Annotated in this window: 13 protein-coding genes; 2 read left to right on the top strand and 11 right to left on the bottom strand. The window is 60.1% G+C overall.

Annotated features, from left to right (window positions below; all coding sequences use genetic code 11):
• Nucleotides 1-8: 8 nt before the first annotated feature.
• Complete coding sequence (locus ACFQY0_RS15925) at nucleotides 9-806, bottom strand: hypothetical protein (protein ID WP_379714325.1); 798 nt, start codon at nucleotides 804-806, stop codon at nucleotides 9-11.
• 37 nt (nucleotides 807-843) lie between these two features.
• A complete protein-coding gene (locus tag ACFQY0_RS15930) occupies nucleotides 844-1,245 on the bottom strand; it encodes an RrF2 family transcriptional regulator (RefSeq protein WP_379714327.1) in 402 nt (133 codons plus the stop codon).
• A gap of 168 nt (nucleotides 1,246-1,413) precedes the next feature.
• On the opposite strand from ACFQY0_RS15930, the gene ACFQY0_RS15935 reads away from it, so the two are divergent.
• Nucleotides 1,414-1,869 carry a group III truncated hemoglobin gene (locus ACFQY0_RS15935; protein WP_379714329.1) on the top strand — a complete coding sequence of 152 codons (456 nt, stop codon included), beginning with the start codon at nucleotides 1,414-1,416 and terminating at the stop codon, nucleotides 1,867-1,869.
• Here ACFQY0_RS15935 and pta read toward each other — a convergent pair.
• Nucleotides 1,858-3,990, bottom strand: a complete 2,133-nt coding sequence (gene pta, locus ACFQY0_RS15940) for a phosphate acetyltransferase (RefSeq protein WP_379714332.1) — start codon at nucleotides 3,988-3,990, stop codon at nucleotides 1,858-1,860. The two genes, ACFQY0_RS15935 and pta, sit on opposite strands and share 12 nt — an antisense overlap.
• A gap of 8 nt (nucleotides 3,991-3,998) precedes the next feature.
• Nucleotides 3,999-5,195 carry an acetate/propionate family kinase gene (locus ACFQY0_RS15945; RefSeq protein WP_379714335.1) on the bottom strand — a complete coding sequence of 399 codons (1,197 nt, stop codon included), beginning with the start codon at nucleotides 5,193-5,195 and terminating at the stop codon, nucleotides 3,999-4,001.
• A 252-nt stretch (nucleotides 5,196-5,447) separates the two neighbouring features.
• On the opposite strand from ACFQY0_RS15945, the gene ric reads away from it, so the two are divergent.
• Nucleotides 5,448-6,173: an iron-sulfur cluster repair di-iron protein gene (ric, locus tag ACFQY0_RS15950; protein WP_379714338.1), complete on the top strand. Its 726-nt coding sequence runs from the start codon at nucleotides 5,448-5,450 to the stop codon at nucleotides 6,171-6,173.
• Nucleotides 6,174-6,292: 119 nt separating this feature from the next.
• On the opposite strand, the gene ACFQY0_RS15955 is transcribed toward ric, so the two are convergent.
• From ACFQY0_RS15955 to nirK, 7 genes are read right to left on the bottom strand one after another with little or no spacing between them, the layout of a single operon-like run.
• Nucleotides 6,293-7,198: a YitT family protein gene (locus ACFQY0_RS15955; RefSeq protein ID WP_379714340.1), complete on the bottom strand. Its 906-nt coding sequence runs from the start codon at nucleotides 7,196-7,198 to the stop codon at nucleotides 6,293-6,295.
• A gap of 60 nt (nucleotides 7,199-7,258) precedes the next feature.
• Nucleotides 7,259-8,536 (bottom strand): NnrS family protein, encoded by a 1,278-nt coding sequence (locus ACFQY0_RS15960; RefSeq protein WP_379714343.1) that lies wholly within the window; start codon nucleotides 8,534-8,536, stop codon nucleotides 7,259-7,261.
• A gap of 37 nt (nucleotides 8,537-8,573) precedes the next feature.
• Nucleotides 8,574-9,788 carry a radical SAM protein gene (locus ACFQY0_RS15965; RefSeq protein ID WP_379714346.1) on the bottom strand — a complete coding sequence of 405 codons (1,215 nt, stop codon included), beginning with the start codon at nucleotides 9,786-9,788 and terminating at the stop codon, nucleotides 8,574-8,576.
• Between the two features lie 17 nt (nucleotides 9,789-9,805).
• On the bottom strand, nucleotides 9,806-10,906 hold the full coding sequence (locus tag ACFQY0_RS15970) for a TIGR04053 family radical SAM/SPASM domain-containing protein (RefSeq protein ID WP_379714349.1): 1,101 nt from the start codon (nucleotides 10,904-10,906) through the stop codon (nucleotides 9,806-9,808).
• A gap of 57 nt (nucleotides 10,907-10,963) precedes the next feature.
• Nucleotides 10,964-11,638: an SCO family protein gene (locus tag ACFQY0_RS15975; protein WP_379714352.1), complete on the bottom strand. Its 675-nt coding sequence runs from the start codon at nucleotides 11,636-11,638 to the stop codon at nucleotides 10,964-10,966.
• Entirely contained in the window at nucleotides 11,635-12,429 is a 795-nt protein-coding gene (locus tag ACFQY0_RS15980) for a formylglycine-generating enzyme family protein (protein WP_379714355.1), read from the bottom strand. Before ACFQY0_RS15980 ends, ACFQY0_RS15975 begins: the two co-directional genes overlap by 4 nt.
• Nucleotides 12,430-12,447: 18 nt before the next feature.
• Nucleotides 12,448-13,860 (bottom strand): copper-containing nitrite reductase, encoded by a 1,413-nt coding sequence (nirK, locus tag ACFQY0_RS15985; protein WP_379714621.1) that lies wholly within the window; start codon nucleotides 13,858-13,860, stop codon nucleotides 12,448-12,450.
• Between the last annotated feature and the right edge of the window lie 55 nt (nucleotides 13,861-13,915).

Below are 13,915 nucleotides of genomic sequence, written 5' to 3' on the forward strand. Positions count from 1 at the left end.
AGCAGTGATCAGTCGACTGGGATCAAACGAAGGATCTCCGCAGGGTTCCAAACGATCTGATCCGGCTTCAGGTCATCACCGTCGAAGCTGGCGAAGACGGCCAGAGCCAGTGTCGCACAGCCCATCGGGGTGGGGTGAAGTCGGTCGGCTTGAAGGAGTTCTCGGGTGCTGCCTTGCTTCAAGCTGAGCGGTCCAACGGTGATCGCGGCGTTGGCTTCGCAGGACCGGAGGAAGGAGCTGAGGGAGATGACTGAAACCTGAGGTCGCTTGGCGGCCCACGCCGCCAGCCGGCGATTCGCCTCAGATCTGGTCTCGGCATCCGGGACCATGGCGCGGGCAAGCATGTGGCCGATCGAGGCCGAGGCGTCGGGGATGTCCCCGATGATCAATGGCACTTCGATTTTCGAAAGCGACTCCAGGCCGCGATCGAAGAGCTCGAGCCGGTCGCCGGTGTTCTCCGGGTATCCGTAGAGATACCAGAAGAGGTAATCGATGCCGATGACGAGCGTAGGTTTCCGGTGCCTGAGCCGCTCGAGTTGCTTCGCCGATTCCTTCTCAGGTGAGACAAAGAAGAGGTGATTGGAGTCGTTGACGATCTTGCCGTGTGGAGCCCTCAGGGCGGCGTCAAGATAGCGATCGAAGCGCAGGAGCTTCGACTTCTCACCACCGAATGGTTCGCTCTCGGTAAAGCCACGTGAGACGCTGGCGCCGATGACGACGATGCGATCGAGGGACAGCGGATCCTTTGCCTTGAGGGGCGAATAGGGAAGGACGATCAGAAGGAGGCAGAGCGCTCGGATCAGCATGGATATCCGGCCGGTTTCCTTCATCGGTTCCGATTGGCTACTGAGGTTTCGAATGGGTGGCAAAAATCGCAAAGGTCTTTTTCTGAAGTTTGCTCGCAGCGGCGTCAGCCATCCCGAAGAGGGTGTCGTGAAGCGGGCAGGGGTCGCCGACACCGCACCATCCTGGACCAAAAGGACAGGCGCTCGGATCGCGGTGGCCTTCGAAAAGCTCGACCACATCGTGAACGGTGATCTGGGAAGGGGGCCTGGCGAGCCGATAGCCACCACCGGGACCGCGCGTTCCTACCACGAAGTCCGCTTGAGAAAGCACCGTCAGGACCTTGGCCACCAGGGGCTGCGAGAGGTTTCTCGATTCCGCAATCTGCTGCGAACTCAGCCGCTCACCATTCTGGTGATGCTCGGCCAATGCGCTCATCGCCGCGACGGCACAGCCGCTCATTTTTCCGTATCCAAACATTGCATCGGCCCGGTTCGAGGGCCTTTCAGGATGATGCATCACCACCAAAGGTCCACAATTTTCCCCAAAAAAGAAAAATCTTTCTTGAATAGGGGGCAGGTTCTTTCTATGAGCGGTCTGGCTGGGTAACTTGGACTCGAGTTTCGAATGATGAGCAGGACTGATATTCTCGGACGCGATGAGATCGTCCGCCTTGTGGATCGCTTTTACGAAAATGTCAGGAGCGACGAAAAGCTTGGCTTCATTTTCGACAAGGTGGCAGGCGTCGACTGGGACGCGCATTTGCCCAGGATGTATGCCTTCTGGCAGACGGTGCTTTTCCGCGATGGCGGATTTCGTGGGGATCCGATTGGCAAGCATGCACGGCTCGTCCTTCTAACCATGATGGGACGCGAGCAGTTCGATCGCTGGTTGGAGATCTTCGAGTCGACCGTCGATGAGCTCTTTGTCGGCGAGAACGCGACCCACATCAAGGCCTGCGCTGCTGACATGGCGAATGTGATTCACTCGAAGATCAACGGCCTTCCCAACGAGAAATTCGATCCCGCGAAGCTGAGTGATGAGCAGCGTGCGAGGTATGCGGCCTACCGAAAGTCAGCTGACTGAAGTCTGTCCGGCTTGCACGGCTGTTAGGGCGATGGTGTAGAGGATGTCATCGACGGAGGCACCGCGACTGAGGTCGTTGACCGGTTTGCGCAGACCTTGGAGCATGGGGCCCATGGAGACGACGTTGGCGGAGCGTTGGACGGCTTTGTAAGTGGTGTTGCCGGTATTGAGGTCGGGGAAGATGAAGACGTTGGCGCGGCCGGCGACCTTGCTGTCAGGTGCCTTGGTCCGGGCAACTTCGCGGATGCTGGCGGCGTCATACTGAAGCGGGCCATCGATCACGAGTGAAGGGTCGCGCTGACGGACGATTTCGGTGGCTTCCTTGACCTTGTCGACATTGCTGCCGCTGCCGGATCCGAGGGTCGAGTAGCTGATCATGGCGATGACGGGTTCGATGCCGAAGGCTTTGGCGGAGGCGGCGCTCTGAATCGCAATGTCGGCGAGCAGTTCGGCGTCGGGATCGGGATTCACGGCGCAGTCGCCATAGACGAGCACCTGATCGGGAAGGCACATGAAGAAGACCGAGGAGACGGCTCGCGCGTCGGGGCGGGTCTTGATGAGTTGCAGCGCCGGACGGATGGTGTTGGCGGTGCTCTGGACAGCACCTGCGACCAGTCCATCGACCTCGCCGAGCTCGAGCATGATGGTGCCGAGCACGGTGTTGTCGCGGAGGCTTTCGACGGCGTCCTTTTCGGTCATGCCTTTATGGCGGCGTCGTTCCAGGAGGGGTTCGAGGTAGCGGTCGCGGACGGTGGCGGGATCGATGATGCCGACCTCGGGGTGAAGGCTGAGGTTGTTGACCCGGGCGACTTCGGCGATCTGGGCGGGATCGCCGATGAGTTGGCAGATGGCGATGCTTCTCTCCGCGCAGCGGATGGCGGCCTGGATGGTGCGGGGCTCCTCGCCCTCGGGCAGAATGATGCGCTTCGGGGAGCGCCGGGCGATGGTGGTGACGCGATGGCGGAAGGCGGGCGGCGATAGTCTTTTTTCAACGGTCGTCGAGCACCGCTTGCGGAGCCAGGAGGTGTCCATGCCGAGAGCCACGGTTTCCATGACGAGGTTGACGCGCTCGATGTCTTCGACGGGAAGTTCGGGGTTGAGATTGAAGAGACTGCGCGCGGTTTCGTAGGAGGAGCTTTCCACCTGAATGACCGGCAAGCCGCCGTCGAGGGCGAAGGCATCGCGGCAGAAGGCGATCGTCGCTTCGTCCGGCTTGCATCCACCTGTTAGAATCAAGCCGGCGAGCTGGATGGATCGGGTGGCGGCGAGGGCGGCGGCGGTGATGATGTCGGAGCGGTCGGATGGCGTGACGATCAAGGTTCCGGTCTTGAGCGCGCCGAGCATGTTCGGCACGGTGCGCGCGCAGAGGGTGATTTCCCGGATTCGGCGGGATTTCATGTCGCCGGGGAAAATGATCCGGCCGTCCAGCTGGGAGACGATGTCAGCGACGCGGGTGGCCGCGAGGTCGGGGCTGGAGGGGACGAGTCCGATGAGGTCGTAGGGAAGGTGGTCGGATGAGATTTCCTCCTGAAGGGCGAGGAGGGCCTGGTGGGCCGTGGCCAACTCGAGATTGAGCCTTTTTCTCAGGGCAGGAAGGTTGACGTGATTGAGCACCACGGCGGGTCGCACTTCCAGAATGGCGGGAGGAAGGGTGTTGAGTATCTCATTGAGCTGTCGGATAAGCGCTTCCGGTCCGTTCTCGTGAGGGCGGGTGACCAGAATGACTTCGGCATTCAGGGCCCGGGCGAGGGCGGCATTGATCGCCTGGGCATTGGGAAGGTCCGGCGTGGCCACGAGGCCCTCGACGATGATGGATTCCTGCTCTGCGGGAATTTTTTCGAAGTGGCTGATGACTTCCTCCATCAGGTCATCGAGGCGACCGCTGGCGGTGGCGTCCTTGACTCGCTCGTAGGAGATGGCGGCGCTTGGTTCGAGGGTGTTGGTGACCTCGAGGTAGGCGGACGAGCGGTCGAAATCCTCCCCGGCATGCGGTTGGCTCAGTGCCTTGAAGAAACCAACAGGGGCTCCGAGCCGGTCGAAGGTGCGGACGAGGCCGATGCTGACGGAGGTGAGGCCGACGCAGTTGCCAACGGGGATGGTGAGGAAGGTGTGACGGGGCATGGTGCTGGTCAGAATGGGCAGAGGGCTGCGGTGGCGTGGGCGATGGCAAATTCCTCGTTGGTAGGTACGACGATTGCCGTAGGTCCGGAGCCCGAGGAAATGATGCCATTGGTATCCGCGCCTGCGGTTTTGTTTCGTTCTGGATCGAGTTCGAAGTTGAAGGCGGAGAGGTGAGAAAGGGTCAGACCACGGACCAGGCAGGAGTTCTCTCCGATGCCACCGGTGAAGATCAGGGCATCCGGCATGCCTCCGAGGGCCACGGTGAGGCCGGCGAGTTCGCGGGCAAGGCGGAAGCAGAAGACATCGACGGCGAGTTTCGCGGACTTGTTTCCCGCGTGATACTCATCGGTCAGCACTCGAAGATCGTTGGAGATGCCGCTCAGGCCTGTTAGACCCGACTTCCGATTGAGGAGATCGGTGATTTCATCGAGGCTGAGACCCGCCTGCTGGGCGAGGAAGTTGTGCAGGTTGGGGTCGACGTTGCCGCTGCGCGTTCCCATCACGAGGCCTTCGAGCGGGGTGAGGCCCATGCTGGTGTCGACCGACTCGCCATTGAGCACGGCGGTGGCGCTGCAGCCGTTTCCGAGGTGGGCGGAGATCAATCGACAGTTCTTGAAATCCAGTCCGAGGCGGCGAGCGGCCTCTTCCGCGACGTAGGCGTGGCTGGTTCCGTGGAATCCATAACGACGAATCTGGAAGCGCTCATAAAGATCGTCGGGAATGGCGTAGCGGTAAACCTCCGGCGCGATGCTCTGATGGAAGGCGGTATCAAAAACGGCAACCTGAGGGACTCCAGGGAAGAGCCGGGTGGCGGCTTCGATGCCGAGCGCATTGGGAATGGCGTGGACCGGTGCAAGCGGTGCCAGCGCCCGGATCTCGGCGAGTACTTCGGGATCGACAAGGGCGGGTGCCGAGAACTTTTGTCCGCCGTGAACGATACGATGGCCGACAGCGCTGACCCTTAGATCGTGCAATGCGGGTTCGGAGCGGAGTCCGCTGAGAGCGGCGTCGAGCGCGGCGGCATGATCACCATATGCCGGGCAGCTGAGGGCTTGTCGTGGTCCGTCTCCGATGCGGTAGCTGCCTTCGATGGCATCCGTGGCGACGCGGTCGACCATCGCGGTGGCGACCGGCTCAGATCTGTCTCGTTCGAAGAGGGCGAGCTTCACGGATGAGCTACCGCAATTGATGATGAGAGTCAGCATGGTGGGTGGGGCGACGCTAGCTCATATGAGCGCAAAGAAGGAGTCTCGATTGCATCATTTTTCCGCCATCAGTCGGTAAGGGGGGGCAGGTCGCGACGCCGATGTTCAAAGCTCGGATCACGAGTTGATTGATACTTCTCCAAGCGGGAAAGTCATCGCGACGTACTCCGCTTAGAGGGATCATGAAATAAAAAGAAAAAAACTTCTTTAAATATTGCGGGGCCGGGGATTTGGGGGCATGGTTCATTTGCCATGAGTCATCATACGATTACGAAATCGCCAGCAGGGACGCCTTTACTCGATCGGACGGTGGGAGAGATCGTCGCCGAGCGGCCGGCGCAGTCGCGGATATTTCAATCCTACGGAATTGATTTCTGCTGTCAGGGAGGGAAGACCCTGCGGGAGGCCTGTGAGAAGAAAGGGGTGTCCAGTGAGTCGGTGGTGGAGCAACTGGAGGCTGAGTTGCGCGACAAGCCGGAGCCGGGGGTGAATCCGGCGAGTTTTCCGCCAGGCGAATTGGTCGATCACATCGTCAGCACTCATCACCGTTTTCTTCGGGATGAGCTGCCGCGGATTCACCAAATGGCGGAGCGGGTGGCTCAGGTGCATGGGCCTCGCCATCGATCCTTGGTCGCGGTCTTTGAAACTTTCGAAGCGATGGCGATGGAGCTGGCCGATCACATGATGAAGGAGGAACAGATTCTCTTTCCTGCAATCAAATCGATGGCTGGTGGTCAGCGAGTAGAGATGCCGCTGGACGGTCCGATTGCCTGCATGCTGCACGAGCATGATGATGCCGGTGCTGCCTTGGCAAAGCTACGGGAGCTGACGCACGATTTCGAGCCCCCTGCGGAGGCCTGCAACACCTACCGGGCCCTGTTCGCAGGGTTGGCGGATCTCGAGGCGGACCTTCATGTGCATATCCATCTGGAAAATTCGGTGCTCTTCCCAGCGGCTAGAGCGATGCAGGAAGCGTGATCTCCATGGATGGGTTTCCGGTGGATTCCCATCGACATCGATGAGATGATACCAGGGATGTGCCGGGAGGCGCGCCCATGGCATGGGTGAGAACGTGATGCTTTGCCGACGAACTTCGATTATCCGATCGGTTCAATATGATAGCGATTGGAAATGCCCTCGATGTCGTGATGGAACCAGAAGGCATCCGGTGACCGGCTGCGGATCGCATCGAGGACCTGGGGAAGCTCCTCGTGGGTGACGATGGTCCGCACCAGTTGGACGGGTTCCTCGCTGAACCCGCCGACGGCATCCTGGACCGTATAGGTGCGGTGGGGCGTCGATTCGACGATGGCATCGCCGATCGGTTTGTAGTCCTTGGCGAAAGCCGTTAGAACGACGAGTTTGAACTTGCGGAAGAAGTTGTTGAGGGTTTCTGCTGAGGCAAAGATGAAGATCGCGGTGTACATCAGGGTGTTGACCGCTTGTTCGATTTCGCCGGATTTGATGAGTTCCAAGGCGACGCCGTAGGTGGTGGAGACGGCACCCGCAGCGATGCCGATGCGGCCGACGGGTTTGAGATACTTCATCGCGAACCAGGCTGCGAGGATGTCCTCATCACCGACGGAGCCTCTGAGGCGAAGCGCCATGGCTTTGGAAAGTCCGGCGAGAATTCCGCCGAAGAGCACCAAAATGATCCGCTCGTTCTGAGGCTCCGGGCTGGCGAATTCCATTTCGGGAAGAAAAACCAGAGCGGCGGTGACGGTGCCGACGGTGAGAAAGGTGCGAAAGGCGAAGGTTTTGCTGATCTTGAGAAAGGCGAAGATCAGCAGCAGGGTCTGGGCGATCGCGTAGATCCAGAGGAACAGCGAGGGGTCGTCGAAATAATAGGAAGAGGCGGCGGCGATCCCTTCGAAGCCCGTCAGAATGACCGTCGAGGGAAAGACGAAATATTTCAGGGTGATGGCGTACATCAACCCCGCACCAATGATTCCTAGGCACTGAAGGGTGGGGAGGAGGCGATTGATCAGGCTGGATTTTGGCATCGTATGCTGGCGGGCACTACGTCGTCTTTAATGAGTCCACTTTCAATGATTTCCTCGGATTTATCGGGAAATTCCCTTTTCAGGTGCTGTTGGATGGCCGGCTTTTCCCGAACGGGTCGCTGCCTGTCTGCGCCTCGGACACCTGGATTTGATCACGCCTTCTTCGAACGGGGGTTGCTTGAGCTCGCGACGGATCTTCCATGACCAGAAGGCGAGAATGAGGACCCACAGAATTGCAGCGTAGATGAAATGGGTGATGCGGACTTCCAAAACGAAGTCCGAGGTGAGTCGGGTGGCGGCCGTAAAGATCAGTAAACCCCAGACCCAGTGAAACCATTTCAAGGGGGAGGCCAGGCGATCGTGGCGGTCGTGGTGACCGAGAATCACGCGGCTGGCGACGGCGAGCATGAGGAGACCGGCGCTGCCGATGAACATCAGATGGAGCATTCCGATGCGGAGTGGCGGGAAGACCACGGCGAGCAGCCATCCGCCGACGGCGCAGGGCAGGACCCAGCGGACGGCAAGACCCAGCGCATTGACCTTGCTCCAGGCGACGAGCCCGGGGACGGAGCGAGTGAGGTGAAGCGCGACCACCACGCTGCGCAGGATCATGCCGAAGGGGCCGGGCCTCCAGGCTTCCAGTGCGAAGCTGGCGATCAGCAGGAGACCGGCCACGATGGACTCGATGAAGGGGCGCATCCAACCATCCGGAATGGTCGTGCTTTCGGGAAAAGAGTGAGGCGATGACCGGCCGAAGAAGCGGGGCAGGAGATAGGGAGCCACAGCAAGGATGGGTAGCCAGAGGAGACCCTGGAAATAGAGCAGGCGGAGGAAGAGGTAGGTCGGAAGCGAAAAGTTGAGGGCGCTTCCCATGCTGAGGGCGATACCTGATAGACCCGCACCTGCGATGCCGAGGACCGCCAGCGGAAGTCCCGGTGGCGGGATGTCTTCACGCCCGAAGAATGTACGAACCAGCAAGCTGCTCAGCACGCCGAGCAGCCAAAGGCCGGCGAGCAGGTCGGCGGTCGGAATGAGGTTGAAGAGAAGACTGCCCATCATGGCGAGGGCCATGATGCTGTGGAGGACGAGTTCAGGAACACTCCACGGTTTGGTTCCTAACAGGCGAGGGCCTGCCGTGCCGAGGAAGCCCACGATGAAGCTGCCAGCAAAGCCGAGCACCATCCAGCGGGCGTGGGCCTCGAGCGGATAGTAGTCGATCCAGCCCTGAAAGGTCGCAGGCCAGAGCAGCACGCCGATCATCGAGGCGATGATGCCGAGCGGGAAGAACAGCCGGAACGGTTCGGTGGCAATGCGATCGAGTTTCTCGGTGACGTTCATGTCTCGGGTGCGCGACCGGAGTCACGCGGACCATGTCTTAACAGAGCAGAGCTTCGGTGCCGATCTCTTGATCGCTGAGGTAGCAGGCGGGATCGCTGCCCCAGAGGTCACCATTGGCGAAGGCGGCACGGGTGCGGAATCCGCCACCGCAGGAGCTGAACCATTGGCAGCCGGCGCAGCGTCCATGCATCAGGCTCTGCCGCTGGTCGGGGGTGAGGTCGCCGACGGAGCGGATTTCATCGAGTAGCGGCGCGGAGAGCGGGTTGCCGCCTTCCCAGATGGCGGAAAAAGGCGTTTTCTTGACGTTGCCGAGCTGGACGTCCTGCCAGAACTGGTCGGGGTGGACGTTGCCTTGGGTATCGATGTTGGAAACGGCGCGGCCGGAGCTGTTGGCACCGCCACCATTCCATTTGAGGAGCTGACGGGCTTGTTTCAGGTTCGGATGGTTTTCCTGATCCATGCGGTGGAGAAGGTAGGCTCCGTCGGCGGGCTGGGTGACGGTGAGGACTTCGCGGTTCTGATGGCTGGCCTGCCAGTGCTCGACACGGCGGATGATGGTGTCGATGGCGTGACGGGACTCGGCGGGATCGAGCACTTGAAGCTCGCTGCCACGTCCGGCGGGCACGAGGTGATAGAAGCAGGTGCGCTGGATGCCCTGCTCTTCGATGAAATCGAGGATGCGGTCGATGTTGGCGACGTTGTGTCTTGTTAGAGTCATCCGCAGTCCGGTTTTCTGGCCCACATCTTCGCAGTTTCGGAAGCCCTTCACGGCGGCATCGAAGGCGCCCTTTTTTCCGCGGAACTCGTCGTGGACCGCCCCGATGCCATCGAGGGAGATTCCGACGTAGGCGACGTTGGCTGCCTTCAAACGAGCTGCCTTTTCCGGAGTGATGAGCGTGCCGTTGGTTGAGATAGTGAGCTTCAGTCCTTGTTCTGTGGCGTAATCGACGAGGTCGAAGAAACGTGGGTGAATGAGCGGTTCGCCACCGGAGAGGAGCAGTGAGGGGATCTTGTAAGCGGCGAGGTCATCGACAACAGCGCGCATCTGATCCCAGTTCAGCTCGCCAGGATATTGCTGGGCCATCGAGTCCGAATAGCAGTGTACGCAGCGCAGGTTGCAGGTGCGGGTGATGTTCCAGACGACGATCGGCTTGCGAGCACGGGAGTTTGGCGCGGCGCCGTGTCCTTGGCCGTAGCGGAGGTCGTCGGCGGGTTGTGCTTCTCCCGTCCAGAGTCGGGTGATGTTGATCATTTGCTGAGCGTGGTGATTTAGTGAAAGACTTGCGGACTAAAGTCCGCGCTCCGATCGGAGGGTTGGTAGGAGCAGGAGGGATCCTCGGCGAAGGCATCCCCGAAGACGCCATAGGCGCGTGCGCGGGAACCGCCGCAGATGTTGCGGAATTCGCAGCGGCCGCATTTGCCGCCGAGGGCATCGGAATCGCGCAGGCTGACGAAGAGCGGATGCTTGCGGTAGATCCAGGCAGGGTGGCGTTGCCGCACATTGCCGCAATGGAAGGGGAGAAATCCGCTTGGGCTGACGACGCCGGTGTGGGAAATGAACATCACCCCACGGCCATCGCGGATGCCAAGTGGCGAGCGCATGCCTTGCCGGCCTTTCCTGCCGCCCTTGCCTCGCTGGGCGAGGACTCGGCGGAAGTGATGGCCCTCGGTGGTCTTGATGGTGAAAGGTGCTTTGCCCACCAAGTCGGCCAGGCGTTCAAAGACTCCCTCGAGATCTTCAGGATCAGGGACGTCGGCAGCTTGGGCTCGGCCGGTGGGAACGAGGACAAAGACGCTCCACATCGCCGGTCTGAGCTCGAACATGAGATCGCGAAAAGCATCGAACTCGTGAAGGTTGGAACGTGTTAGAGTGCTGTTGATCTGGACCGAGAGTCCGGCTAGATGAGCCATCTCCACAGCCGCGATGGTGCGATCAAAAGTTCCGCCGACGCCACGAAAGGCGTCGTGGGTTTGCCTGGACGCACCGTCGAGACTCAGGGAAATACGCTCGATTCCGGCTTCGCGAATCGCATTGAAATCGAAGTGCATCAGGCGGGCGGTGCCTGAAGGACTGAGGCCGACACGCATGCCGGCATCACTGGCCCGGCGGGCGATGGCGAGCACGTCGCGCCGCATCAGCGGATCTCCGCCGGTGAGGATCAGCATGGGGGGCTTGAGCTCGGCAAGTTGATCGACGAGCCTGAAGGCTTCTTGTTCGCTCAGTTCGTCAGGGTGCCGCTGGGGCTGGGCTTCTGCTCGGCAGTGCCGACAGGCCAGGGCGCAGGCTCTGGTGACTTCCCAGAAGACAAGAAAGGGGCGCTCCGCGAAGGGATCATTGGCAGGCGTCGGTGATGGAAGGGCTCCGACCATGGGATTGCATGAATATAGGACTCTATCGGCCTTCTGGCTCAACGCTCGCGGTGTGACTCACTCCGCATTTCCTGCTTTTCCTGCTTTTTCATAAGGAGGCAGCATCTGGCGGATGGCTGCGATCATTTCCTTGGGATCGGTGCCGAGGCCTTCCTGATTGTGAAGGATCACACCGTCCGGGGAGAGCAGGGTGAGGCGATTCGAGTGGGCGAAGTCGTTGTGATCGATCTTCCGGTAGCGGGTTCCGAGGGCGACGGAGAGCTCAAGTACGGCGTCTTCCGTACCACGCAGGCCGGACCAGCGGGTTTGGTCGAGATTGTATTGTTTGAAGAAAGCCGCGAGTTTTTCAGGCGTATCACGCTGTGGGTCGATGGACACGAAGACGATACGAATGGCCTTTTTCTGCTCGGCGGTAAGACCGCGTTCAATGGCCATCAGGTCGGCGACGAGGCGGGGGCAGGCGAACTGGCAACTGGCGTAGCCCATCGTTAGAAGCACAGGTTGGTCTTTGAAGTCGGCGAGGCGGACCTGCTTGTGATGTTGATTCGTCCATGTCGCATCGAGTTCATAGACCGAGCCTTCGGCCTCGCCTGCGCTCTCTTTCTCGGCGCAACAAGGAGGGAGAGCTTCTTCGGCCTTCACGGCAGCAGATGCTGTTAGAAGGAAGAGAAGCGTGAGAGCGAGTCGTGCGCCAAGGGGCGGGACGACGATCAGACCAGGGCGGACTTTCATGGTTTGTTTGGGTTTCTTTCGACATCGCGCGCGCCGCGAAAGCCGAGGTTGTTGGTGGTGTAGTTGCCTTCGAGGCTGGAGCGGAAGGCGTAACGCATGAAGGCGGCGTAGTTGGCGGCATCGGTAGCGTTGACGGCACCGCCGGCACAGAAGAGGGAGCGGTCGAGCGAGGTGTCGCTGCGCGCGGCACCGGTAACCATCTGCTTGTTGAAATCCATGACCCATTCCCAGACGTTGCCGTGAAGACCGGCGATGCCGCGGACATCGCGGGGTAGGGTGGAGACCTCGGCGAGGCGTTGAGGCGTCGGTTTGCCATACCAATCGAGGATGTGTTTGAGAAAGGCGGGGTCCTTGCTGGCATCGGTCTGATTCTCGTCGGCGAGGGCTGCAAATTCCCACTCGTCTTCACGCGGAAGGCGCTTGCCAACGCTTTTCAGGTAGGCGCGGGCAGCGAACCAGGAAACACGGATGACGGCGGCATTCGGCGGCGCGTTCTCTCCGAGATCAAGATCGCCCGACCAGTGGGAAAGGTAACCCCGGTCGGCGAAAAGCTGTTTCGCGTTTGAACGTTGCCACTTCGGGTGCTTGCGGACGAATTCGAGAAACTCGGCATTGGTGACGGGTCGGCGGTCGATGAGAAAGGCGCCGACGGTACGGGGTTCTTCAATCTCGCCGAACATCGGAGTGAACACGCCGCCCTCGACCAGCACCATCTCGGCAGGAATCGCAGGATCCGGATCCCCACTGGCCACCGCAGTGAGAAGAATGAGGATGAGGGCGGAGAGTTTCATGTGGGAAGGGGCTTCGGATTACTTCGATGCGCGAACCTTGGCGACCTGATCGGGCGTGACCTCGACGCCAGAGTTATCCCATTGGGAGTAGACGTAGCTCAGGACGTTGGCGACTTTCTCATCATTGAGTCCGAGGATCGGCATGACGCTGTTATACTTTGCGCCATTGACGGTGATCTCACCCTGCAAGCCGTGGAGGACGGTGCTGATGGCACGATCAACATCGGCGTTGAGGTAGTCCGACTTTGCCAACGGCGGGAAAGCTGCCGGCACACCGCTTCCGGTAGGCAGGTGGCAAGCGGCGCAGTTCTGGTCGTAGATGAGTTGACCCGCCTTGATGCGTTCTTCTTTGTTGCTGGCCACAGGAGCGGTGGCCGTGTCGCTCGGAATGGTCTGGATCGCACCCCCTTCCGGAAGGTAGATCTCATCCTTCTTCTGACCGGAGAAGACCAGCAGATCTCCATCGCCATCGGCGTTCAGGATGCCGAGTGCTCCCTTGTTGAAGGCTCGGAAGATCGAGTGATCGACGAGGATGAATTCACCTTTGGTATCGAGCTTGAACTCACAAATGGTCGACCCGCCGGCAGGGATCAGCGTTGTCTGAACGTTCTCCTGATAGAGGGACCCGCCTTCCTGATAGACGCGATCGAAGATTTCGCCGATCACGTGAAAGGATGAAACGAGATTCGGTCCGCCGTTGCCGACAAACAGACGAACGGTTTCACCAACGCTGGCTTTCAGTGCTTTCTCGCCGGTCATCGAACCGACTGAGCCATTGAAGACCACATAGTCTGGATTCTCCTCGATGGCCTTTTCCATGCTGAATCCCTGGAGGCCGGGTTCGCCATACTTCCCCGACGTGTAGAAGTCGCCCTGGACCACATAAAACTCCTTGTCGACGGGGGCCATGCCTTCCTTCGGTTCAACAAGAATCAAGCCGTACATGCCATTGGCGATGTGCATGCCGACGGGAGCGGTGGCGCAGTGATAGATGTAGAGACCGGGGTTGAGGGCCTTGAAGCTGAAGTTGGTCTGGTGGCCGGGGGCGGTAAAGGTTGCCTTGGCTCCGCCGCCGGGCCCGGTCACCGCGTGGAGGTCGATGTTATGAGGCATCTTGCTCGACGGATGATTCTTCAAAACAAAGTCGATCTCATCGTTCTGGCGCACGCGGATGAACTTGCCGGGGACGCTTCCGCCGAAAGTCCAGAAGGTGTAGTCGACGCCATCAGCCATGCGCTTGACCAACTCCGTGACCTCAAGTTCAACCTTCACCTTGGTAGGGTGCTTGCGAGTGATCGGAGGTGGAACGTTCGGGGCGTCTGTTAGAACGGCAAGCTCTTCACCCTGCACAGGCAGGTCCTCCGCCTCCGCTGCAGGGGTCGTGGGAACCGTGATCGTGGTCTGAGCGGTCGCCAATGGGGGTAGGGCCATCGCAGTAAGAGCGAGGGTCAAGAGAGTGGTTTTCATGGTGATGGATGGTCGGAGG

This window comes from Haloferula chungangensis, from assembly GCF_042664875.1.
GTDB classification, from domain to species: Bacteria; Verrucomicrobiota; Verrucomicrobiia; order Verrucomicrobiales; family Akkermansiaceae; genus Haloferula; species Haloferula chungangensis.